This is a genomic window from Comamonas sp. NLF-1-9 (genome assembly GCF_019195435.1).
GTDB lineage: Bacteria > Pseudomonadota > Gammaproteobacteria > Burkholderiales > Burkholderiaceae_C > Comamonas_C.
Map to the genome: position 1 here is coordinate 245,399 of NZ_CP078069.1, position 22,181 is coordinate 267,579.

Here is a 22,181-nt window from a genome sequence, read left to right on the forward strand (position 1 = left end):
GCCGGAACATTTGCCGCCCCCGGATGGCTCACTACAGGAGACAAGGTGGCGTTTTCTCACGCAAGAGAGGATGGACAATGAAACTCCGCCCGATGACGACCCTCGCAGTGCTGGCCATGGCCGCCATGGCAACGACGGCGATGGCACAACAGAAGAAGGGGGCGGTGCTGCCCCAGACCGAGATCAACCTGCAGGCCGGCTCCTCCCCCGTGGGCGAGGCGCTGATGCACCAGAACTCCAACCCCAAGGCCCCGGCCATGACCAAGGAGGAGTTCGACCAGGCGCGCCAGATCTACTTCGAGCGCTGCGCCGGCTGCCACGGCGTGCTGCGCAAGGGCGCTACCGGCAAGGCGCTGACGCCGGACATCACCATCGACAAGGGCACGGACTACCTCAAGACCTTCATCGCCTACGGCTCGCCGGCCGGCATGCCCAACTGGCAGACCTCGGGCGAGTTCGACGAGGCGACGGTGGATCTGATGGCGCGCTACATCCAGCAAGACCCTCCCACGCCGCCGGAGTTTTCGCTGGAAGACATGGAAAAGAGCCGCAAGGAAATCGTGCCCGTGGCCCAGCGCCCGACGAAGAAGATGAACAAATACAACATCGAGAACATTTTCTCGGTGACGCTGCGTGACGCCGGCGAGGTGGCCCTGATCGACGGGGACACCAAGGAGATCATCAACATCGTCAAGACCGGCTATGCGGTGCACATCTCGCGCATGGGCGCCAAGGGCCGTTATCTGTACGTGATCGGGCGCGACGCGCGCGTGAACATCATCGACCTGTGGATGGAAAAGCCCGACAACGTGGCCGAGATCAAGGTCGGCTTGGAGGCGCGCTCGATCGAGACCAGCAAGTTCAAGGGCTGGGAAGACAAGGTGGCGATCGCCGGCACCTACTGGCCGCCGCAGTTCGTGCTGATGGAGGCCGAGACCCTCAAGCCGCTGAAGATCGTCTCCACCCGCGGCATGACGGTGGACAACGAATACCACCCCGAGCCGCGCGTGGCTGCCATCGTCTCCAGCCACCAGAAGCCCGAATTCCTGGTCAACGCCAAGGAAACCGGCAAGATCTGGACCGTGGACTACACCGATCTGAAGAACCTCAAGACCAAGCAGATCGATGCTGCCAAGTACCTGCACGACGGGGGCTTTGACAGCACCGGACGCTACTTCCTGACGGCGGCCAACTCCTCGGACAAGATCGCGGTGGTGGACACCAAGGAGAGCAAGCTGGCGGCGCTGATCGACGTGGGCAAGATCCCGCACCCGGGGCGCGGCGCCAACTTCAAGCACCCCAAGTTCGGTCCGGTCTGGGCCACCTCGGGTCTGGGTGACGAGAGCATCTCCATCATCGGCACCGACCCCAAGGGTCACAAGGCCAACGCCTGGAAGGTGGTGCAGAAGCTCGAAGGCCAGGGCGGCGGGTCGCTCTTCATCAAGACCCACCCCAAGTCGAACAACCTGTGGGTGGACACCACGCTCAACCCCGACGCCAAGGTCAGCCAGAGCGTGGCGGTGTACGACATCCGCGACCTGAGCAAGAAGCCGCAGGTGATCGACATCGCCGCTTGCGCCGACCTCAAGGACGACGGTGCCAAGCGCGTGGTGCAACCCGAGTACAACCGCAACGGCGACGAAGTCTGGTTCTCCGTCTGGAGCGCCAAGGACAAGCAGTCGGCCCTGGTGGTGGTAGACGACAAGACGCGCACCTGCAAGACGGTGATCAAGGACGCCAAGCTGGTCACGCCGACCGGCAAGTTCAACGTCTACAACACCCAGCACGACGTGTATTGAACGCGTGGCCTGCGGCGCAGGCCGCAGCCCTCAAGCACTCTGAAGGCCGGCAGCGATGCCGGCCTTTTTGCTGCTGGCGCGCAGCAGGCAGCGCCGGGCGCCTTGAATGCAAGCGCCGCACGGGCACGCCTGCCGGCTCGCCCGGCGCGTGCTATTTGGTGCCGAAGATGCGGTCGCCCGCGTCGCCCAGGCCGGGCAGGATGTAGCCGTGCTCGTTGAGCTGGCGGTCGATGGCCGAGGTATAGATCGGCACGTCCGGATGCGCCGCCTGCAGCGTGGCGATGCCTTCAGGCGCGGCCAGCAGGCAGACGAACTTGATCGAGCGCGGCCCGGTCTGCTTCAGGCGCGTGAGCGCGGCGCTGGCGGAGTTGCCGGTGGCAAGCATGGGGTCGACGACGATCACGTCGCGCTCCTTCATGCCCGAGGGCATCTTGAAGTAGTACTCCACTGCCTGCAGCGTGGCCGGGTCGCGGTACAGGCCGATGTGGCCTACGCGCGCGCCGGGCACGACGTCGAGCATGCCGTCAAGAAAGCCGTTGCCCGCGCGCAGGATGGACACCAGCACCAGCTTCTTGCCGTCGATCACCTTGCCGGTGGTGGTCTCCAGCGGCGTTTCGATCTCGATGTCCGACAGCGGCATGTCGCGCGTGACTTCGTAGGCCATCAGGGTGGCGAGCTCGCCCAGCAGGCGGCGAAAGCTGTTGGTGCTGGCGTCCTTGCGGCGCATCAGCGTGAGTTTGTGCTGCACCAGCGGGTGATCGATGACGTGGATGTTGCTCATGAAGAGAATCAAGCTCAGTCGGAAAGGAAACGGGCGTAGCGCGACAAGTCCACGTTGCCGCCGCTGATGACCACGCCCACGCGCTTGCCGTGCAGGTCCACCACGCCGCTTTGCGCGCCGGCAAAGGCGAGCGCCCCGGTGGGCTCGGCCACCAGCTTCATGCGCTGGGCCAGAAAGCGCAGCGCCTCCAGCATCTGCGGGTCCGATGCCGACAGGATCTGCGGCTGTACCTGGCGAATGATCTCGAAGGCGGTCGGCGCGAGCGCCGGCGTCTGCGCCGCGTCGGCGATGGTGCGCGGGTGCGCGACGCTGACAATCTGCCCTTCGGCCAGCGATCGGCTGGCGTGGCCGGCCGCTTCGGGCTGCACGCCGAACACCTCGCAGTCGCTGGCGGCGGCGCGCACCGCCAGCAGGCTGCCGGCAAGCAGGCCGCCGCCGCCCACGGGCACGAAGAGGTAGTCGAGCCTGGGCACCTGTTGCAGCAGCTCCAGCGCCGCCGTGCCGTGGCCGGCAATGACGGCCGGATGGTCCGAGGGCGGCACGATGCTCAGGCCGCGCTCCTGCGCCAGCCGTCGGCTCAGCGCCTCGCGGTCTTCGTGCTCGCGCTGGTAGGTCACCACTTGCGCGCCATAGCCGCGGGTGGCGGCAAGCTTGGCGGCGCTGGCGTCCTCGGGCATGACAATGAGCGCCTCGGTATCGTGCAGGCTTGCGGCCAGAGCCACCGCCTGCGCATGGTTGCCCGACGAGTAGGCCAGCACGCCCTTGCTGCGCCGCTGCTGCTCGAGTTGCGCCAGCGCGCAATAGGCGCCGCGAAACTTGAAGGAGCCGGTGCGCTGCAGGTTCTCGCACTTGAAGTACAGCGCGGCGCCGAACAGCCGGTCTATGGTGGTGGAGCGCAGCACCGGCGTGGGGTGTGCCACGCCCTCGAGCAGGCGGGCGGCGGCCAGGACATCGGCGGGAGTGGGCAGGGGCGTGGCGGGCGTGGGCATGGTCTCAAGGCCTTGCAGATTTTGAATCAAAACCGGCTCCAGCGCCCGTGGATAAAGCGCTGGCAGCTATGAAAACAGGGTGGTGCCAGGTTTTGCGCTCCATTGGTGAATTCTGTCAAACGGGCCAAGGTCTCGTTCGTCCTTAGATCGCGGGGCTCAGCGGCGTTTGCCGCCGGTCAGGCTGCCCAGCGCGCCGCGCAGCAGCTCGCGCCCCATGCGCCGGGCTTCGCCCTTGATGACGCTTTGCACCAGGCCGTCGTACTGCCCGCCGCGCGGGCCGGTGCGGCCAAACAGGGCTTCCTTGACCATGGTGCCTATGCCGTCGAACATGCCGCCGCCCTGGGCCGGAGCAGGCGCGGCCGCGCCGGCGCCAGGGGAGGCGGACGCAGTGGCCTGGGCGCCGCGCGCGGCCAGCATCTCGTAGGCCGACTCGCGGTCTACCGGCGTGTCGTAGCTGCCGGCGACGAGCGAACTGGCGATCAGCGCCTGGCGCTGCTCGGGCGTGATCGGCCCGAGCTGGCTGCCCGGCGGCAGCACGTAGACGCGCTCGGTCTCGCTCGGGCGCCCCTTGGCGTCCAGCAGGCTCACCAGCGCCTCGCCCACGGCCAGCTCGGTGATCGCGGCCTCGATATCGAGCCCCGCCTTGGGCCGCATGGTGCTGGCCGTGGCCTTGACGGCCTTCTGGTCGCGCGGGGTGAAGGCGCGCAGCGCGTGCTGCACGCGGTTGCCCAGTTGCGCGAGCACGGTGTCGGGAATGTCGATCGGGTTTTGCGTCGCAAAGTACACGCCCACGCCCTTGGAGCGCACCAGGCGCACGACGAGCTCGATGCGTTCGACCAGCACCTTGGGCGCGTCGGCAAACAGCAGGTGGGCCTCGTCGAAGAAGAAGACGAGCTTGGGTTTTTCCGGGTCGCCGATCTCGGGCAGGCGCTCGAACAGCTCGGAGAGCAGCCACAGCAGAAAGCTCGCGTACAGGCGCGGCGCGTTCATCAGGCGGTCGGCGGTGAGGATGTTGACCACGCCCCGGCCGCCCACGGTCTGCATGAAGTCCTCGATGTCGAGCATGGGCTCGCCGAAGAACTGGTCGCCGCCCTGGGTTTCGATCGTGAGCAGGCCGCGCTGGATCGCGCCTATGCTGGCCGCGCTGATGTTGCCGTACTGCGTGGTGAAGCTCTTCGCGTTGTCGCCCACGTGCTGCAGCATGGCGCGCAGGTCTTTAAGGTCGAGCAGCAGCAGGCCGTTGTCGTCGGCGATCTTGAAGACCAGGTTGAGCACGCCCGACTGCGTGTCGTTCAGGTCCAGCATGCGCGCCAGCAGCAGCGGGCCCATGTCCGAGATGGTGGCGCGCACCGGATGGCCTTGCTGGCCGAACACGTCCCACAGCGTGGTCGGGCAGGCCACGGGCTCGGGCGTGGGCAGGCCGCGCTCGGCAATCACCTCGGCGAGCTTGCCGCTGATTTGGCCCTTTTGGCTTATGCCGCTAAGGTCCCCCTTGACGTCGGCCATGAAGACCGGCACGCCGATCGCGGAAAACTGCTCGGCCAGGGTCTGCAGGGTCACCGTCTTGCCGGTGCCGGTGGCGCCGGTGATCAGGCCGTGGCGGTTGGCAAGACCGGGCAACAGCCTGCATTGGGTGCTGCCGTGTTGTGCTAGCAGAATGGGCTCGGCCATGACATGCTCAAAAGTAGAATCACAGGCTGCAGATTAAACCAGAGTAGTTGGAAGGAAGACCTTGTGGCAGGACACAGCAAATGGGCCAACATCCAGCACCGCAAGGGGCGCCAGGATGAAAAGCGCCAGCGCATCTGGACCCGCGTGGTGCGCGAGATCATGGTGGCTGCACGCGCCGGCGGGGGCGACCCCAGCGCCAACCCGCGCCTGCGCCTGGCCATAGACAAGGCCAAGGCCGCCAACATGCCGGCCGACACCATCAAGCGCAACATCGACAAGGCCACGGGCAACCTGGAGGGCGTGAGCTACGAGGAAATCCGCTACGAGGGCTATGGCATCGGGGGTGCCGCCATCATCGTGGACACCATGACCGACAACCGCGTGCGCACCGTGGCCGACGTGCGCCACGCCTTCAGCAAGCACGGGGGCAACCTCGGCACTGAAGGTTCGGTGGCTTTTCAGTTTCGCCATTGCGGCCAGTTGGTGTTTGCACCGGGCACCGACGAGGAGCAGGTGATGGAAGTCGCGCTCGAAGCGGGCGCCGACGACGTGATCACCGACGAGGAAGGCGCGATCGAGGTGCTGACCGAGCCGGGCGACTTCGAGGCCGTCAAGCAGGCCTTGCAGGACGCTGGCCTGAACCCCGAGGTGGCCGAAGTGACCATGCGCGCGGAAAACACCATAGAGCTGGCCGGCGAGGACGCCGAGCGCATGCAAAAACTGCTGGACGTGATCGAAGACCTGGACGACGTGCAAAACGTCTACCACAACGCGGCGCTGTGACGCTTTGCGTCTGCCGGACTGGACCCCATGAAAATCCTCGTGATCGGCGGCGGCGGGCGCGAGCACGCGCTGGCCTGGAAGCTGGTGGACTCGCCCAAGGCCAGCATGGTGTACGTGGCGCCGGGCAACGGCGGCACGCAGCTGTCGCCGCGGCTGGAAAACCTGCCCATCACCGACGTGCAGCAACTGGCCGACTGGGCGCAGGACAACAAGATCGGCCTGACCGTGGTCGGCCCCGAGGCGCCGCTGGCCGCCGGCGTGGTCGACGTGTTTCGCGCCCGGGGCTTGCGCATCTTCGGCCCGACGCAGGCCGCCGCGCAACTGGAGAGCTCCAAGGCCTTTTCCAAGGCCTTCATGCGCCGCCACGGCATCCCCACGGCCAATTACGACGTCTTCACCGACGCTGAAGCGGCGCATGCCTTCATCGAGCGCCTGGGCGCACCCGTGGTCGTCAAGGCCGACGGCCTGGCTGCGGGCAAGGGCGTGGTGGTGGCCACGAGCCTGGCCGAGGCGCATGCCGCGGTGGACGCGATGCTGGTCGATGCCCGCTACGCCGGCGCGCAAGAGGGCGCGGCGCGCGTCGTCATCGAGGAATTCCTCACGGGTGAGGAGGCGAGCTTCATCGTGCTCTCGGACGGGCGCGACGTGGCGGCGCTGGCCACGAGCCAGGACCACAAGCGCCTGAACGACGGCGACCAGGGGCCCAACACCGGCGGCATGGGTGCGTATTCGCCCGCGCCCGTGGTCACGGCCGACGTGCATGCGCGCGCCATGCGCGAGGTCATCCTGCCCGCGGTGCGCGGCATGGAAAAAGATGGCCTGCCCTACACCGGCTTTCTCTACGCGGGCTTGATGATCGACGCCCAGGGCCAGCTCAAGGTGCTGGAATTCAACTGCCGCCTGGGCGACCCCGAGACCCAGCCCATCCTGATGCGGCTGAAGTCCGACCTGCTGGACCTCCTCAACGCCGCCGTCGACGGCAAGCTGGCCGACGTGGAGCTGCAGTGGGATCGGCGCACCGCGCTGGGCGTGGTGCTGGCCGCCGCCGGCTACCCCGACAGCCCGCGCAAGGGCGACGCCATCACCGGCCTGCCGCTCGAGCAGGACGACGCCATGGTCTTTCATGCGGGCACGCAGCTTGAAGACGGCACACTGCGCACCTCGGGCGGGCGGGTGCTGTGCGTGACCGCCTTGGCCGACAGCGTGCGCCAGGCGCAGCAGCGCGCCTACGAGGTGGTGCGCGGCATCCATTTCGACGGCGCGCAATACCGCAAGGACATAGGACACAAGGCCATCAAATGAGTCAATTCAACCCTGCGGGCACGGTGCAACCCGTTCGCAGTTACCTGGTAGGTTTGCAGGCGCGCATCATCCACGCGCTGGAAGAGGTGGAAGGCACGGGCGGCGCACGCGCCATCTCCGACGCCTGGGAGAAAGCCCCGGGCGAAAAGCTGCAGGGCAATGGCATCACCCGCATCATCGAAGGCGGCCTGGTGTTCGAGCGCGCCGGCTGCGGCTTTTCCGACGTGAGCGGCCCGCAGCTTCCGCCCTCGGCCACGCAGCACCGGCCCGAGCTGGCTGGCGCGCCCTTCGAGGCCATGGGCGTGTCGCTGGTCTTTCATCCGCGCAACCCCTATGTGCCCACGGTGCACATGAACGTGCGCATGATCGCCGCCGGTCACCCGGGGCAGGAGCCGGTGTGCTGGTTTGGCGGCGGCATGGACCTCACGCCCTACTACGGCTTTGACGAAGACGCGGTGCACTTTCACCGCGTCTGCCGCGACGCCCTGGCGCCGTTTGGCGACGAGCTGTATCCGCGCTTCAAGACCTGGTGCGACGACTACTTCTGCAACAAGCACCGCGGCGAGCAGCGCGGCATAGGCGGCATCTTCTTCGACGACTTTTCCGAGCTCGGCTTCGAGCAGAGCTTTGCCATGCTGCAAAGCGTGGGCGATGCCTTTCTCACGGCCTACCTGCCTATCGTGCAGGCACGCAAGAACATGCCTTACGGCGAGCGCGAGCGGGCCTTCCAGCTCTACCGGCGCGGGCGCTATGTCGAATTCAACCTGGTCTGGGACCGCGGCACGCACTTCGGCCTGCAATCGGGCGGGCGCACCGAATCCATCCTGCTGTCCATGCCGCCCAAGGCCGCCTGGAGCTACCGGCGCAAGATGGCGCCAGGTTCTCCGGAAGAGCGGCTGACCAGTCATTTCCTCAAACCAAGACAATGGATTTGATAGCTGCTCGCGCTTGCATGACGGGCGTTTGAGCCCGATTTGATCTGAAAAGCCAAATCCTGCACACTGTGTACATTCAACCAGCCAAAGAACACCATCGATGAGCACTGCACCCGCCACGGACGCTGCCGCCAAGAAATCCCTCACCAAACTGCAGCGCGCCATCGTTGACGGCCTGGAAGACGTGAAAGCGGTGGACATCCGGGTGTTCGACACCGAACACCTCTCGCCCCTTTTCGAGCGCGTGATCGTTGCCAGCGGCAACACCAACCGCCAGACCAAGGCCCTGGCCGCAAGCGTGCGCGACAAGGTGCGCGACGCCGGCTTTGCCAAGCCGCGCAGTGAGGGTGAAGACAACGGCGAGTGGATCATCATCGACTGCGGCGCGGCCGTCTGCCACATCATGCAACCGGCCATCCGGCAGTACTACCGTCTGGAGGAAATCTGGGGCGAAAAACCCGTGCGCATGAAGCTCGGCGCCGCCAAGCCGCGCGCCGCCGTCGCCTCACCGGACGCAAGCCCTGCGCCCGCGCGCAAGACACCTGCGCGCAAGGCTCCCGCACGCAAGACTGCTGCGACAGCCGCAGGCAAGACCCCAGCCAGGAAGACCGCAGTCGCCAAAAAGGCTGCGGCCAGCGGCAAGAGCACCGCGGCCCAAAAGCTGCCCGCAAAGAAAGCTGCGACGCTCAAGACCGTAGTGGTCAATGCGCCCACCGCCAAAAAGCCGACCACTCCGCGCGCCGCCGCCAAAAAGACCAGCAAGACGGCCGGCAGGTAAGGCCCGCCGCCCGTGCGCCTTGCCATCATCGCCGTCGGCCAGCGCATTCCCGCCTGGGCGCAGACCGCCTACGACGACTACGCCAAGCGCTTTCCGCCCGAGCTGAAGGTCGAACTCAAGGCGGTCAAGACCGAGCCGCGCGGCTCCAAGACCTTGCACACCCTGCAGGCCGCCGAGCGCGAGCGCATCGAGGCCGCCATGGCCCGCGGCAGCCATCGCGTGGCGCTGGACGAGCACGGCACGCGCCTGACTACCCAGGCCCTGGCCGCGCGCCTGAAGGCGTGGCAACTGGCCGGCGCCGACGTGGCCCTCCTCATCGGCGGCCCCGACGGCCTGGACCCGGCGCTGCTGCAGTCCGCGCACGAGCGCATTCGCCTCTCGGACCTGACCCTGCCGCATGCGCTGGTGCGGGTGCTCTTGATCGAGCAGCTTTACCGCGCGTGGTCGGTGAACGCGGGGCATCCCTACCACCGGGAGTGATGCGTTGCGCTGGTCATGCCTCCATTTGACGCTCCGACCTGCAGTCGCTTGATGGTTCGTATCCTGTTATATACAATCCGCCCATGTTGGTCATCCACACCACTGAGACATTCGACCGCTGGTTCGAATCCCTGCGCGACAGGCGCGCGGCGCAACGTATACAGGCGCGTATCGACCGGGCAGAAGACGGGAATTTCGGCGATTGCGAGCCCATTGGTGAGGGCGTCTCGGAAATGCGGATCCACCACGGCCCCGGCTATCGGGTTTATTTTGTGGGGCGCGGTATGGAGGTCGTGATCTTGCTGGCAGGCGGCAACAAAGCCAGCCAAGGCAAGGACATCAAGACCGCCTTGGAACTGGCGCGACGACTATAGAAAGAGAGTGCACACATGGAACCCCTCAAACTGCGCAGGTGGGACAGCGCGGAGCATCTCAAGACCGAAGAGGACATGGTGCTGTATCTGCAAGCCTGCATGGAAGAGGCGGGAGACGACGCCGCCTTCATCGCCAAGGCGCTTGGCAATGTCGCCCGCGCCCGTGGCATGACCCAGCTCGCCAAGGAGACCGGTCTGGGCCGCGAAAGCCTCTACAAGGCGCTGTCGGGCGAAGGCAACCCGAGCTTTGGCACGATCCTCAAGGTCATGCACGCGCTGGGCATCAAGCTGCAGGCCCAGGCAGCGGACCCAGCCTGATCCTGCCCTACAAGCGCTCCGTCCCCCTGCCTTCGGCTGCCAGACCATCAGCCGTTTCTAGATCACGCCCACGACTTCGTCCAGCGCCAGCGCAAAAGCAGTGAGCACCAGAATCCGCGTTTCACGGGAAAACCCGTTTGAAGTTCACGTAGTTTTCAGGGCGAGCACGGGGTTTCTGTCATCTTGTTCCAATACGTCCAGGTATTCGTCGCCGTTGATCCCACGCGTACGCAGAAAGTCAATCAAATAGGGTTTGCTGGCAGCGCTGTCGCTGGCGTCACGAAGCACCGCGATCGTTTCCATTGCCCTCCTGGGATCCAGGTTGTTGAAGGAAACGGGAGTCAGCCGGTCAAACAATTTCTGGTAGCTGGCGGCGATGGTTTCCGCAGTACGTACTGTGTGATTGAGTTCGTTGCCGCGCAGTCCGCAGTCGATGCGCACGTTGTTGCAAAGCATCAGCGAGTGTGTGAGTTGCCAGAACTGGTCGGAGGCGATCGGTTCCTTCTGTGAAATCAGGGCTAATGCTTCACCATCAAAGTATGCTGATTGATCCGCCATCATGGCTGCGATCTCTCGGTATTCCCTTTGGGGGTTGGATAGATCCTTGGCGAACCTTGCGCGCTCCACCAGCCCACCAGTACGAGATATCTGCGCACGCAGTTCTCTGTGACGCTGGTTTGCAAAACCGGTCTCGATGAGACCAGCCATCTGATTCAATTGCTCATCGAGATCGTTAAAGCGTTTGCGTGTATATACAAAGCCGGCGACGCTGACCCCGATCCCTGCCAGTGATAACCCCAAGGTTGTGACCTGCAGGCTCTGCAGCGCTTCGACCATGGCCTTGATCTTGCTCACCTGGACGGCGGTATAGATACCCGATCCAGCGTTCACGGCGTTGGAAACGAGCGAAACCGGAGCGAGTATCGGAGAAGCCAATGACGAAAGCGCTTGCTGGGCAATGCCGGTTTCCTGCAAGTGCGCCACGATCTTTCCCGTACCGGCACTTTTCAGAATGGCCCCGTACCGGACCAGTTCGCCCGTTGCCAGTTTCGCTACGTATTGCGCTGGAATTTCAAAGGGGATCATTTTTTGGATTCCTGCATCAATTGATCGCTCATGCGTGTTGCTTGATCGCGTAGCTCTGCAGCCAAGCCCCCTGGCTCGAGCAGCCAGCCCTTGAGCGCATGGGCGATCTCATCGCGAGCGGAAGACTTCACTTTCAGCCCGGAGAGAAAAAAATCCATGGTTTCAAGGCGTTTCCTGTCGAAAGTTGGCTGCAGTGGCAGGCGGTGTGCGCTCTTTTGAGCGAGCATGGCCAGTGACGCTTCGAGGCGGTCAAGGCATGCATGCATGGGTTTCGTGATCCGCTGGATGGTCCCCTTCAGAAGGAGCTTGTTTGCGGGATCCGCGAACAACTCCATGAACAGGCGGCCAATCAGGCCTTTCTCGTTGAGCCTTTTGTCAACGCACTTGATCAATTCGGCATGCAGTGTCACCGCAGCATGGGTGATATCCATGTGCGCTTCGTCGCGCCAATCTAGAAGCTCCCGTCGCAATGCGAGTGTTGACAGGTGATGCGCATTGATCAGCGGCTCGATGCGTTCCTCTTTGGCGTTGGCACCAACCGGATCCACCCCGGGTTGGGCGGCAGGGGCGGGAGCCTCTTTTGACCGGAAAAGACGAAATCGCATCCTGATTCTGGAACGAGCAGGTTGGACCCAAGGTGGCAAAAATCAATGGAACCACAAGTGGCAGTTTGAATTGTTTGATATCAAAGGCCGGATGGGGAAAACGACGGAGAATCATGCCCTGGTCGAGTACGCATTGGCATGCGTCTGCTTTGGGGAACTTGGGTTCACAAGCGCTCCGTCTCCCCCGCCTTCGGCTGCCAGACCATCAGCCGCTTTTCTATCGCGCCCACGGCCTCGTCCAGCGCCAGCGCAAAAGCGGTAAGCACCAGGATGCCCGCCATCACGGTGTTGATGTCAAAACTGCCCTCGGCCTGCAGGATGAGGTAGCCCACGCCTTGGCTGGAGCCCAGGTATTCACCGACGACGGCGCCGACGAAGGCCAGGCCCACGCTGGTGTGCAGCGAGCTGAAGACCCAGCTCGTGGCGCTGGGCAGGTAGACGTGGCGCAGCAGCTGGCGCTGGCTGGCGCCCAGCATGCGGGCATTGGCCAGCACCACGGGGCTGACCTCCTTCACGCCCTGGTAGACGTTGAAGAAGACGATGAAGAACACGAGGGTCACGCCCAGCGCTACCTTGGAGCCCATGCCAAGGCCGAACCAGACCGCGAAGATGGGCGCGAGGATGATGCGCGGCATGGCGTTCATGGCCTTGATGTAGGGGTCCAGAATGGCCGACGCCATGGGCGACAGCGCCAGCCACAGGCCGCAGGCCAGGCCCCCCACGGCGCCAATGGCAAAGGCCATCACGGTTTCAGCCAGCGTCACCCACAGGTGCCGGTAGATGTCGGCGTCGGTGAAGAACCAGTCGCGGATCACGCCGAAGATCTTCAGCGGCTCGCCGAAGAAGAAGGCCGCCTGCCGGTCGTTGTCGAACATGAAGGGCGGGATCAGCCCCGGCTTGGTCATCACGTGCCAGAACACGAAGAGCAGCACCAAGAGGCCAAGCTGCCACAGGCGCAGCGTTGCCGGGCGCGGTTTGATCAGATTCCACATGCGCTTCATGCCTTCTTGAGTTGCTGCGCGTAGCCCTTGAGCACCTCTTCGCGCAGCTCGGCCCAGATGGCCGCGTGCAGCTCCAGGAAGCGCGGCTGCATCTTCACCTCGGCCACGTCGCGCGGGCGCGGCAGATCGATGGCGAATTCACCCATGGGGTGCGAGGCCGGGCCGGCGCTCAAGACGACGACGCGATCGCTCATGGCGATGGCCTCGTCCAGATCGTGGGTGATGAAGAGCACCGCCTTTTTCTTGGCATGCCACAGGTCGAGCACCTCGTTTTCCATCAGCTGGCGCGTCTGGATGTCGAGCGCGGAAAAGGGCTCGTCCATCAGGATGATGTCGGGGTCGAGCACCAGGGTTTGCGCGAGACTTGCGCGCTTTCGCATGCCGCCGCTCATCTGGTGCGGGTAGCGGTCGCCAAAGTCCGCCAGGCCCACGCGCGCCAGCCAGGCCTGCGCCTGCTCGCGCGCCTCGGCCTCGCTCGCGCCGCGAAACTGCAACCCGGCCATGACGTTTTGCAAGGCCGTGCGCCAGGGCATCAGGCTTTCGGCCTGGAACATGTAGCCCGCGCGCCGGTTGATGCCTGCAAGCGGCTCGCCAAAAATGCGGACGCTGCCTTCGCTGGGGGTGAGCAGCCCGGCCGCGACGTTGAGCAGCGTGCTCTTGCCGCAGCCCGTAGGCCCTACCACGCTGACGAATTCGCCCGCGCCTACGGTCAAGTCCACGCCTTGCACGGCGGTGTAGCGCTGGCCGGGGTTGTCCTTGCTCACGAAGGTGCAGGCAACCCCCTGCAGCACGATGGCAGCAGTCGTCATGCGCGCTCAGCCCTTGGGGTACTTGGCGTTGGCCTTCTTGGCAAACGCATTGGTGTAGAGCGCATCCAGGTCGACCTTGGCCGCGGCGATCTTCTTGTCTATGCTGGCCATCGCGCGATAGGCCGTGGCCGCGCCCTTGGCCGGGAACAGGCCGTCGTGCGACAGCGCCTGCTTGGCCGCGAGGAAGCCGTCGATATAGACCGCGCGGTCGCCCAGCAGATAGCTCTCGGGCACTACCTTGATCACGTCGCCCGCGCCCGCCTGCTGGATCCACTTGTCGGCGCGCACGATGGCATTGGCCAGCGCCTGCGCGGTGTGCGGGTTCTTGTCCAGAAAGGGCTGGGGCGCGTACAGGCAGGCGGCGGGCATGGGGCCGCCAAAGACTTTTTCGGCTTCGTCAAGCTTGCGCGTGTCCGAGATGATCTTCAGGTCGCCCGAGCGCGCCAGCAGCGTGGCAACCGGGTCGAGGTTGGAGATCGCGTCGATCTGGCCCGAGCGCATCGCGGCCACCGCGCCGCTGCCCGCGCCCACGCCGACAAAGCTCACGTCCGTGGGTTTGAGCCCGCCCTTGGCCAGCACGAAGTTGGCCACGATGTTGGTCGAGCTGCCCGGCGCGGTGACGCCGATCTTCTTGCCCTTGAGGTCGGCAATGCTCTTGTAGTCGGGCATGGTCTTGGGGTTCACGCCCAGCACGATCTGCGGCGCCGCGCCCTGCAGCACGAAGGCGCGCATCGGCTGGCCCTTGAGCTGCATGCTGATGGTGTGCTCGAACGCGCCCGAGACCACGTCGGCGCTGCCGCCCACCACCGCCTGCAGCGCCTTGGAGCCGCCGGCAAAGTCGACGATGGTCACGTCCAGCCCCTCGTCCTTGAAGTAGCCAAGCTCCTCGGCGATGGTCAGCGGCAGGTAATAAAACAGGTTCTTGCCGCCGACCGAGATGGTGATCTTGGTCTTCTCGGCTGCCTGCGCCAGGGCCAGGCCGGGGAGGGCGGCAGCGGCCAGGCCGGCTGCAATCAGTTCGCGTCTTTGCATGGGGTGTCTCCGTTTGGTGTCGAACGCCGAAAATCATAGCCCGTGTCGCGGCGCCGGCGCGGGGCAACAGGCACAGGGCCATGTCGGACAATTTGCGCCATGCCCGATTTCATCTACCTTGCCTCGCAAAGCCCGCGCCGCGGCCAGCTGCTCGACCAGCTGGGCGTGCGCCATCTCCCCTTGCTGGCCAATGCGCCGGGCGATCAGCCTGAAGACGCCGAAGCGCTGGAGCAAGTGGCGCGCGGCGAAGCGCCGGCCACCTATGTGCAGCGCATCACCGGCCTGAAGCTGGACGCGGCGCTCGCACGGCGCGAGCGCCGCGGCCTGGCGGCCGCGCCCATCCTCTGCGCCGACACCAGCGTGGCGCTGGGGCGCGAGATTCTGGGCAAACCGCAGGATGCGCAGGATGCGGCGCGCATGCTCGCCCGCCTCTCGGGGCGCGAGCACCGGGTGCTGAGCGCCGTGGCCCTGCAGCTTGACGGGCAAAGACGCCTCACGGCGCTGTCCGTCTCGCGCGTGCGCTTTGCGCCGCTGAGCGCGCGCCAGATCGATGCCTACGTGGCCAGCGGCGAGCCGCTGGGCAAGGCCGGAGCCTACGCCATCCAGGGCGCGGCGGCGCAGCATGTGCAGCATCTGAGCGGCAGCTATAGCGGCGTCATGGGCCTGCCGCTGTACGAGACGGCGCAATTGCTGCGCCTGGCCGGCGTGCTGGCGTCTTGATGCATGATGCCGGGACAAAGAAGGCCAAGATGCAAAACGACATACTGATCAACTGGTCGCCGCAGGAGACGCGCGTGGCGGTGGTTGAAAACGGGGCGGTGCAAGAGCTGCACGTGGAGCGCACGCTGGAGCGCGGCCTGGTGGGCAACATCTACCTGGGCAAGGTCTCGCGCGTGCTGCCGGGCATGCAGTCGGCCTTCATCGACATCGGCCTGGAGCGCGCGGCCTTTCTGCATGTGGCCGACGTCTGGCAGCGCGGCGAAAACGGCGAAGGCGCGCCGCGCCGGGGCGAATCCCAGGTGCCGATGGAAAAGCAGGTCTTTGAAGGCCAGCCCCTGATGGTGCAGGTCATCAAGGACCCGATAGGCAGCAAGGGCGCACGCCTGTCCACGCAGATCAGCGTGGCCGGACATCTGCTCGTGTTTCTGCCCCAGGACAACCACGTGGGGGTGTCGCAAAAGATCGCCGCCGAAGAGCGCGAGGCGCTGCGCGAGCGCCTGCTGCACCTGGTGGCCGAAGCCGGCGCCGAGGCCAAGGGCGGCTTCATCCTGCGCACCAACGCAGAGGACGCCAGCGACGCCGAGCTGCGCGAAGACATCGCCTATCTGCGCAAGACCTGGGCCGGCATACGCGCCGCCGCCCAGCGCCTGCCCGCGATGTCGCTGCTGCACCAGGACCTGAGCCTGCTGCAGCGCGTGCTGCGCGATCTGGTGGGCGAGCACACGCAAAGCGTGCGCATCGACTCGCGCGAGCAGTTTGCCGCGCTGCAGGCCTATGGCCGCGAATACATGCCCAAGGCGGTCGAGCGCCTGCAGTTGTACAAGGGCGAGCGCCCGATCTTCGACCTGTTCGGCATCGACGAGGAAATCGCCCGGGCGCTGGGTCGGCGGGTGGAGCTCAAGTCCGGCGGCTACCTGATCGTCGACCAGACCGAGGCGCTGACCACCATCGACGTGAACACCGGCGGCTATGTGGGCGCGCGCAACTTCGACGAAACCATCTTCAAGACCAACCTGGAGGCCGCAGGCACCATCGCGCGCCAGCTGCGCCTGCGCAACCTGGGCGGCATCGTGGTGGTGGACTTCATCGACATGGCGCGCCCCGAGCACCAGGAGATGGTGCTCGATGAACTCAAAAAGCACTTGCGGCGCGACCGGGTCAAGACCGTGGTCGGGGGCTTTTCTCCGCTCGGCCTTGTCGAGATGACGCGCAAGCGCACCCGCGAATCGCTGGCCCACATGCTCTGCGAGCCTTGCCCGACCTGCCACGGCGTGGGCGAGATCAAGACCGCGCGCACCGTCTGCTACGACATCCTGCGCGAGGTGTTGCGCGAGGCGCGCCAGTTCAACCCGCGCGAATTCCGCGTGATCGCCGCGCCCAAGGTGGTGGAGCTGTTTCTGGACGAGGAGAGCCAGCACCTGGCCGGCCTGTCGGATTTCATCGGCAAGCCGATCTCGCTGCAGGCCGAAGGGGCGCTGCGCCCGGGGCAGTACGACATCGTGCTGATGTAAGACGCTAGCGATAGCGGAGATCTGAGGAGGGCGACGTGAGATTTTTTGTTTTGCTGTTCTTGTGGTTGTCGGTTGTGTCCGCCCCTGCAGCGGCACAGATCTACAAATGCCCAGACCCGAGTGGACGAACGGTGATTCAGCAAATGCCCTGTGAAGGCGGGAAGACTCTGGATGTGAGGCCTGCGAGCGGCCCAGCAGATGCGCGCGCTGCTGCAAAGGCGCGAGGCGACCTGGAACGCATGAAATGGGACAACGAGGTAGCCCTTGCTATCAACATGCGCAAACCCTTGGTCGGAATGACGCGCAGCCAGGTCGACCGAGCCTTGGGCCCGCCAAAAAAAGTGAATGCCAGCAATATCCAGGGCGTTTTGTACGATCAGGTGATCTATGAAACGCCTCATGAAACTTGGTATGTTTACACCAGAGATGAGGTAGTGACCTCGATACAACATCAGCCGGGTATCCCGGTTGGCAGGAGAGCGCAAGTGGGCGAGCGCTGCCCTTCGGCAAAAGAGATACGGGATGCGGAGGTTTCGGCATCCAGCATTGCCTTGAGCACGGAAGAACGCGTCGAGCGTCAGAAAGCCATTGCCCAGATGCGTGCCTGTGGCCGCTGACCTGGCGCCCAGCGCCAATTCGATCGGACGCTTGGTTTCTTCTATAAAGAGAGCTGCCAGCGCTTGATGGGCAAGCGTTTGAGGCCGATTTGACTGATATTTTCCAGGCCAAGCCACTCACAGCTTGCACAGCCGCACGAGCGCCTCGCGCAGCGTCTCGTCGCGTTTGGCGTAGCAAAAGCGCACCACGCGCTGGTCAAACCCGTCGGCGTAGAAGGCCGAGAGCGGAATCGCCGCGACGCCGATCTCGCGCGTGAGCCATTGGCAGAACTCGGCGTCGGGCAGGTCGCTCACGCCGGAGATGTCCACGCACTGAAAGAAGCTGCCCGAGGACGGCAGCAGCTTGAGGCGTGAGCCCGCCAGCCCCTCGCGAAACAGATCGCGCTTGGCCTGGTAGAAGGCGCTCAGGCCCTGGTAGCTGGCGGGATCGGCCATGTAGGCGGCGATGCCGTGCTGCATGGGTGTGTTCACGCTGAAGACGTTGAACTGGTGCACCTTGCGAAACTCCGCCGTCAGCGCGGCAGGGGCGCAGACCGAGCCCACTTTCCAGCCGGTCACGTGCAGCGTCTTGCCAAAACTCGACACCACGAAGGCGCGCTCGGCCAGGCCGGGAAAGCGCGCGCTGCTCTGGTGCTGCGCCCCGTCGTAGACCATGTGCTCATAGACCTCGTCGGAGAGCAGCAGCACATTGGTGGGCGCGAGCACCTCTTGCAGCGCGCGCATGTCCTCGGCCGTCCAGACGCTGGCGCTGGGGTTGTGCGGAGTGTTGACGATGAGCAGGCGCGTGCGCGGCGTGATGGCGGCGGCGATCCTGGCGATGTCCGGCCTGAAGCTCGTCGGCGTGAGCGGCACGTGCACCGCCACGCCGCCGGCGAGCGCGATGCTCGGCAAATAGCTGTCGTAGCAGGGGTCGAGCACGATCACCTCATCGCCCGGGTGCACGCAGGCGAGGATGGCAGTGAGGATGGCCTGCGTGGCGCCAGCGGTAATGGTCACCTCGGCGTCCACGTCGTAATGCCTGCCGTACAAGGCTTCGGTCTTTTGGCTGACCACCTCGCGCAGCGCGCGCACGCCGGCCATGGGCGGGTACTGGTTGTGCCCGGATTGCATGGCCTGGGTGACGGCCCCGGTCAGCGCCGCATCGCAGGAAAAGTCAGGGAAGCCCTGGCCGAGGTTGACCGCGCCGTGCTCTGCAGCCAGGGCGGACATGACGGTGAAGATGGTCGTGCCCACCTCGGGCAGGCGGCTGGGAATGGCGGGGGTCGTCATGGAAAGTGCGGGGGTGTTGGCGCTCGGGCGTGGGGCGGGCGGCCATGGCAGCGCCGCAGCGGTTTCAAAGTACGTAGTCTTCGGCCTGGCCGGACATCGCGCGCTCTATCAGCTGGCGGTTCAGGCGGTCGCTGGCAAGCTCCGCCAGGCGGTAGACGAAGTGGCGCAGCCAGGCGCCGCGCTTGAAGGCAATGCGCGCCACGCTGTGCCCGAAGAGGTGGCCCGTGGGGCGGGCGATCAGGTCGGGCGGCAGGCCTTCGCGCGTGGCCATTTCGGCGACGATGCCCACGCCCATGCCCAGGCGCACGTAGGTGTTGATCACGTCCGAATCCATGGCTTCGAGCACCACGCGCGGCTGCAGCCGGCGCGCGGCGAAAGCGCTGTCGATGCGGCTGCGCCCGGTGAACGAGGGGTGGTAGGTGATGAGCGACTCGTGCGCCAGGTCTTCGATGTCGATGCGCTCCTTGCGCGCCAGCGGGTGCGTCGTGGGCAGCACCAGCACGTGCTGCCATTCGTAGCTGGGCAGGGTCACCAGATCAGGGTAGTCGGCCAGCGACTCGGTGGCCATGCCGATCTCGGCCACTTCGTCGAGCACCATGCGCGCCACCTCGTCGGGCTTGGCCTGGTGCAGGCTGATGTTCACCTTGGGGTATTGCTCGCGCAGCTTGGCCACTGCCGGCGGCAGCACGTAGCGCGCCTGGGTGTGGGTGGTGGCGATCGAGAGCGTGCCGCTGTCCTGGGCGCTGAACTGCTCGCCGATGCGCTTGAGGTTGCCCACCTCGCGCATGATCACCTCGATGCTCTTGAGCACATGCTCGCCTGGCTCGGTGATGCGCTTGAGGCGCTTGCCGTGGCGCGCGAAGATGTCCACGCCCAGTTCGTCTTCCAGCTCCAGGATGGCTTTGGAGACGCCCGGTTGCGAGGTATGCAAGGCTTTGGCGGCCTCCGTCAGGTTGAGCTGGCGGCGGGCGGCTTCCCGGACGAAGCGAAATTGGTGCAGGTTCATAACCTAAACGGAATATAAAACGCGTTTATTATGCATTCTACGTGCGGCGCAAGCTATTGCCGCAAGACCAGCCAGCCAAAGGCGCCAAGCGAGAGCACCGAATAAATCAAGCCCGGCGCGGCCGCGCTCAGCCAGGGCGACCAGTTCTGCAGATTGCCCGCAAAACCGAAGACGTTGTTCAGCAGGAAGAAGCTGATGCCGGCCATCACCCCGCCAAACACATAGGCCGCCATGCCGCCGGAGCGAAAGTGCAGATAGGCAAAGGGCAGCGACAACACCACCATCACCAGGCAAGACAGCGGGTAGAACACCTTGTGCCAGAGCTCGATCTCGTAGCGCTGCGCCGTCTGGCCGTTGGCTTGCAGGTGGCGCACGTACAAAAACAGGTCGAGCGTAGCCATCTTCTGCGGGTTCAGCAGCGAGGCCGCCACCATCGAAGAGGTGATGCGCGTCGGCCAGAGCCATTGCGCGTCGCTCTCGCGCAGCACGCGCGCCGCGTCGGTGCCGGTGTGCAGGAAGGTGTTGCGCGCCACCTGCGTGAGCTGCCAGCCGTCCTCGGTGAAGCGCGCCTCGTCGGCGCGCACGCTCATCGCCAGGTGGCCGTCGGCATTGAAGGCGAAGATGCGCACGCCGCGCATGCCGCCGCCGGGCTCGAGCGCGCGCACGTTCACCGCGTAGGAGCGCTCGCCCTGCTGCTCCTTGAGCCAGGCGCCGGTGAGGCCGGTGCTCAGCGGCCCGAACTGGCGCGCGCGCACGATGTCTGCGGCGCGCTCGCTTGCCGGCGCCACATAGTCGCCGATGGCGAAGGTGCCCAGCGCAAACACCATGCCAAGCAGCGCCGCCGCGCCCAGCGCGCGCCAGGGCCCGAGCCCGCTGGTGCGCATGATGGTGAATTCCGAGTTCTGCGCCAGGCGCGCCATCACGAAGATGGTGCCTATCAGCACCGTGATGGGCAGCAGCTCGTAGACGTGCTGGGGCTGGCGCAGCAGTACGTACACCAGCGCGCTCGACAGCGAATAGCCCGGCCCGACCGAGCCGGCCACGCGCAGCTCGTCGACCATGTCAAAGAAGAAGAACAGCGCGATGAAAGCCAGCGTGACGAAGCCCACGCTGAGCGCGATCTCGCGAAACAGGTAGCGGCGCAGGGTCTTCATGCCGTGCGCCTCGCCGGCAGCAGCGTGCGCCAGCTCCAGTGGTTGTGGCGCAGCAGCAGGATCGCCATGCCCAGCGCCAGCACGCTGCCATGCAGCGCCAGCATCAGCGCGGGCAGGCTCAGGCGTTCGGCCTCCACCCAGCGCTGGCCGACGTTCATCAGGTTGTAGTAGGCCATGAAGGCAAACAGCGCGGCCATGACGCCGGCGCTGCGCCCCGCGCGCGGCTGCACCACCGCCAGCGCCAGGCCGAGCACCACCAGGTTCAGCACCGCGAACACCAGGCCCAGGCGCCAGCCCAGCTCGGCCAGCAGCGCCGGCGCGCCGCTGGTGGCAAGCTCCCAGGAAGCGGTAGTCTTGGCCGAGGGCGCGCCCGGCACGCCGCCCTGGGCGTTGCCGACCTGCGTGCCGTATTCGGCAAACTCGCTCACGCGCAGGCCGGGTTTGTCCAGCATCATCTCCACGCGTTCACCGTTGTTCAGGATGGCGATGCGCTGGCCGTCCTGCACCTTCAGGCGCGCGCTCTGCGCCGAGGTCACGCTCTCGCGCTCGGGCGTGGTGGAGGCGATGAAGATCTTGCTCGCCGCGTTGGCCCCGGGCGTGTCCTTGTCGATGAAGAAGACGCGCGTGCCGCCGGCGGTCTCCTGGAATTCGCCGGGGGCGATGCGGTCGACGTCGCTGCGCTGCTCGTAGCGCGTCTTGAGTTCGTCGATCTGCTGGTTGGCCCAGGGCCAGACGACCAGCGCCAGCGCCCCCACCGCCAGCGTCACCGGCCAGGCAAAGCGCAGCAGCGGCGCGAGCACCTGCAGCAGGCCGCGCCCGGCGCCGAACCAGATCACCATTTCGCTGTCGCGGTACATGCGCGCCAGGGTGCTGACGATGGCCACGAACAGGCTCAGGCTCAGTATCGTGGGCAGGTGCCCGAGCACCGTGAAGCCCATCACCAGCAGCACGTCGGCGGGTGCCACCCCGCCGCGCGAGGCCAGGCCCAGCGTGCGCACCAGCATGATGGTCATCACCACGGTGACCAGCACGATAAGCGTCGCGCCGAAGCTGCGGGCCAGCTCCTTGCGGATGGATGAATCGAATAACATTGATTGGAGACCGACCAGGCGAGGGGCGCGCCGCCCGCCCGGACGCACGGCAGCCGCTGAAGAGAAAGAC

Annotated in this window: 23 protein-coding genes; 11 read left to right on the forward strand and 12 right to left on the reverse strand. The window is 65.6% G+C overall.

Annotated elements, in window-relative coordinates; translation table 11 throughout:
* Positions 1-77: 77 nt before the first annotated feature.
* On the forward strand, positions 78-1,799 hold the full coding sequence (locus KUD94_RS01125; RefSeq protein ID WP_370625876.1) for a cytochrome D1 domain-containing protein: 1,722 nt from the start codon (positions 78-80) through the stop codon (positions 1,797-1,799).
* Between the two features lie 151 nt (positions 1,800-1,950).
* Here KUD94_RS01125 and upp read toward each other — a convergent pair whose 3' ends face one another.
* The 3 genes from upp to KUD94_RS01140 form a co-directional block, all read right to left on the reverse strand.
* The gene (gene upp / locus KUD94_RS01130; protein ID WP_218238087.1) at positions 1,951-2,580 is read right to left on the reverse strand and encodes a uracil phosphoribosyltransferase; all 630 of its coding nucleotides are present in this window, start codon (positions 2,578-2,580) and stop codon (positions 1,951-1,953) included.
* 14 nt (positions 2,581-2,594) lie between these two features.
* The gene (locus tag KUD94_RS01135; protein WP_218238088.1) at positions 2,595-3,569 is read right to left on the reverse strand and encodes a pyridoxal-phosphate dependent enzyme; all 975 of its coding nucleotides are present in this window, start codon (positions 3,567-3,569) and stop codon (positions 2,595-2,597) included.
* 156 nt (positions 3,570-3,725) lie between these two features.
* Positions 3,726-5,240: a helicase HerA-like domain-containing protein gene (locus KUD94_RS01140; protein WP_218238089.1), complete on the reverse strand. Its 1,515-nt coding sequence runs from the start codon at positions 5,238-5,240 to the stop codon at positions 3,726-3,728.
* 63 nt (positions 5,241-5,303) lie between these two features.
* Here KUD94_RS01140 and KUD94_RS01145 point away from each other — a divergent pair, with 63 nt between their 5' ends.
* The 7 genes from KUD94_RS01145 (at position 5,304) to KUD94_RS01175 (ending at position 10,210) form a co-directional block, all read left to right on the forward strand.
* Positions 5,304-6,023, forward strand: a complete 720-nt coding sequence (locus tag KUD94_RS01145; RefSeq protein ID WP_218238090.1) for a YebC/PmpR family DNA-binding transcriptional regulator — start codon at positions 5,304-5,306, stop codon at positions 6,021-6,023.
* Between the two features lie 27 nt (positions 6,024-6,050).
* Positions 6,051-7,325 carry a phosphoribosylamine--glycine ligase gene (gene purD, locus KUD94_RS01150; RefSeq protein WP_218238091.1) on the forward strand — a complete coding sequence of 425 codons (1,275 nt, stop codon included), beginning with the start codon at positions 6,051-6,053 and terminating at the stop codon, positions 7,323-7,325.
* Complete coding sequence (gene hemF / locus KUD94_RS01155; protein ID WP_218238092.1) at positions 7,322-8,260, forward strand: oxygen-dependent coproporphyrinogen oxidase; 939 nt, start codon at positions 7,322-7,324, stop codon at positions 8,258-8,260. Before purD ends, hemF begins: the two co-directional genes overlap by 4 nt.
* A 100-nt stretch (positions 8,261-8,360) precedes the next feature.
* Positions 8,361-9,038: a ribosome silencing factor gene (gene rsfS, locus KUD94_RS01160; protein ID WP_218238093.1), complete on the forward strand. Its 678-nt coding sequence runs from the start codon at positions 8,361-8,363 to the stop codon at positions 9,036-9,038.
* A 12-nt stretch (positions 9,039-9,050) separates the two neighbouring features.
* Positions 9,051-9,518: a 23S rRNA (pseudouridine(1915)-N(3))-methyltransferase RlmH gene (rlmH, locus tag KUD94_RS01165; RefSeq protein WP_218238094.1), complete on the forward strand. Its 468-nt coding sequence runs from the start codon at positions 9,051-9,053 to the stop codon at positions 9,516-9,518.
* Between the two features lie 83 nt (positions 9,519-9,601).
* On the forward strand, positions 9,602-9,892 hold the full coding sequence (locus tag KUD94_RS01170; RefSeq protein WP_218238095.1) for a type II toxin-antitoxin system RelE/ParE family toxin: 291 nt from the start codon (positions 9,602-9,604) through the stop codon (positions 9,890-9,892).
* A gap of 15 nt (positions 9,893-9,907) precedes the next feature.
* Complete coding sequence (locus KUD94_RS01175; RefSeq protein ID WP_218238096.1) at positions 9,908-10,210, forward strand: addiction module antidote protein; 303 nt, start codon at positions 9,908-9,910, stop codon at positions 10,208-10,210.
* A gap of 144 nt (positions 10,211-10,354) precedes the next feature.
* Here the strand turns inward: KUD94_RS01175 and KUD94_RS01180 are convergent, their stop codons facing one another.
* The 5 genes from KUD94_RS01180 to KUD94_RS01200 form a co-directional block, all read right to left on the reverse strand.
* Entirely contained in the window at positions 10,355-11,296 is a 942-nt protein-coding gene (locus KUD94_RS01180) for a hypothetical protein (RefSeq protein ID WP_218238097.1), read from the reverse strand.
* Positions 11,293-11,901, reverse strand: coding sequence for a hypothetical protein (locus tag KUD94_RS01185; protein ID WP_218238098.1), 609 nt, complete (start codon positions 11,899-11,901; stop codon positions 11,293-11,295). Before KUD94_RS01185 ends, KUD94_RS01180 begins: the two co-directional genes overlap by 4 nt.
* A gap of 164 nt (positions 11,902-12,065) precedes the next feature.
* Positions 12,066-12,893, reverse strand: a complete 828-nt coding sequence (locus KUD94_RS01190) for an ABC transporter permease (RefSeq protein ID WP_218239150.1) — start codon at positions 12,891-12,893, stop codon at positions 12,066-12,068.
* Positions 12,894-12,898: 5 nt separating this feature from the next.
* A complete protein-coding gene (locus tag KUD94_RS01195; RefSeq protein ID WP_218238099.1) occupies positions 12,899-13,711 on the reverse strand; it encodes an ABC transporter ATP-binding protein in 813 nt (270 codons plus the stop codon).
* A gap of 6 nt (positions 13,712-13,717) precedes the next feature.
* Positions 13,718-14,743: an ABC transporter substrate-binding protein gene (locus tag KUD94_RS01200; protein ID WP_218238100.1), complete on the reverse strand. Its 1,026-nt coding sequence runs from the start codon at positions 14,741-14,743 to the stop codon at positions 13,718-13,720.
* A 99-nt stretch (positions 14,744-14,842) separates the two neighbouring features.
* Here KUD94_RS01200 and KUD94_RS01205 point away from each other — a divergent pair, with 99 nt between their 5' ends.
* Genes KUD94_RS01205 through KUD94_RS01215 form a run of 3 tightly spaced genes read left to right on the forward strand, consistent with a single transcriptional unit; the run spans position 14,843 to position 17,591 of the window.
* A complete protein-coding gene (locus KUD94_RS01205) occupies positions 14,843-15,463 on the forward strand; it encodes a nucleoside triphosphate pyrophosphatase (RefSeq protein WP_218238101.1) in 621 nt (206 codons plus the stop codon).
* Positions 15,464-15,492: 29 nt separating this feature from the next.
* Positions 15,493-16,974 carry a ribonuclease G gene (gene rng, locus KUD94_RS01210; protein ID WP_218238102.1) on the forward strand — a complete coding sequence of 494 codons (1,482 nt, stop codon included), beginning with the start codon at positions 15,493-15,495 and terminating at the stop codon, positions 16,972-16,974.
* Positions 16,975-17,009: 35 nt separating this feature from the next.
* Positions 17,010-17,591: a DUF4124 domain-containing protein gene (locus tag KUD94_RS01215; RefSeq protein ID WP_218238103.1), complete on the forward strand. Its 582-nt coding sequence runs from the start codon at positions 17,010-17,012 to the stop codon at positions 17,589-17,591.
* 117 nt (positions 17,592-17,708) lie between these two features.
* On the opposite strand, the gene KUD94_RS01220 is transcribed toward KUD94_RS01215, so the two are convergent.
* The 4 genes from KUD94_RS01220 to lptF all read right to left on the reverse strand — a co-directional run bounded on the left by KUD94_RS01220 (position 17,709) and on the right by lptF (position 22,111).
* Positions 17,709-18,860 carry a pyridoxal phosphate-dependent aminotransferase gene (locus KUD94_RS01220; protein WP_218238104.1) on the reverse strand — a complete coding sequence of 384 codons (1,152 nt, stop codon included), beginning with the start codon at positions 18,858-18,860 and terminating at the stop codon, positions 17,709-17,711.
* Positions 18,861-18,924: 64 nt separating this feature from the next.
* Positions 18,925-19,866 carry a CysB family HTH-type transcriptional regulator gene (locus tag KUD94_RS01225; RefSeq protein WP_218238105.1) on the reverse strand — a complete coding sequence of 314 codons (942 nt, stop codon included), beginning with the start codon at positions 19,864-19,866 and terminating at the stop codon, positions 18,925-18,927.
* A gap of 53 nt (positions 19,867-19,919) precedes the next feature.
* Positions 19,920-21,020: an LPS export ABC transporter permease LptG gene (gene lptG, locus KUD94_RS01230; RefSeq protein ID WP_218238106.1), complete on the reverse strand. Its 1,101-nt coding sequence runs from the start codon at positions 21,018-21,020 to the stop codon at positions 19,920-19,922.
* Complete coding sequence (lptF, locus tag KUD94_RS01235; RefSeq protein ID WP_218238107.1) at positions 21,017-22,111, reverse strand: LPS export ABC transporter permease LptF; 1,095 nt, start codon at positions 22,109-22,111, stop codon at positions 21,017-21,019. The genes lptG and lptF overlap by 4 nt, the downstream gene beginning before the upstream one ends.
* Positions 22,112-22,181: the final 70 nt, after the last annotated feature.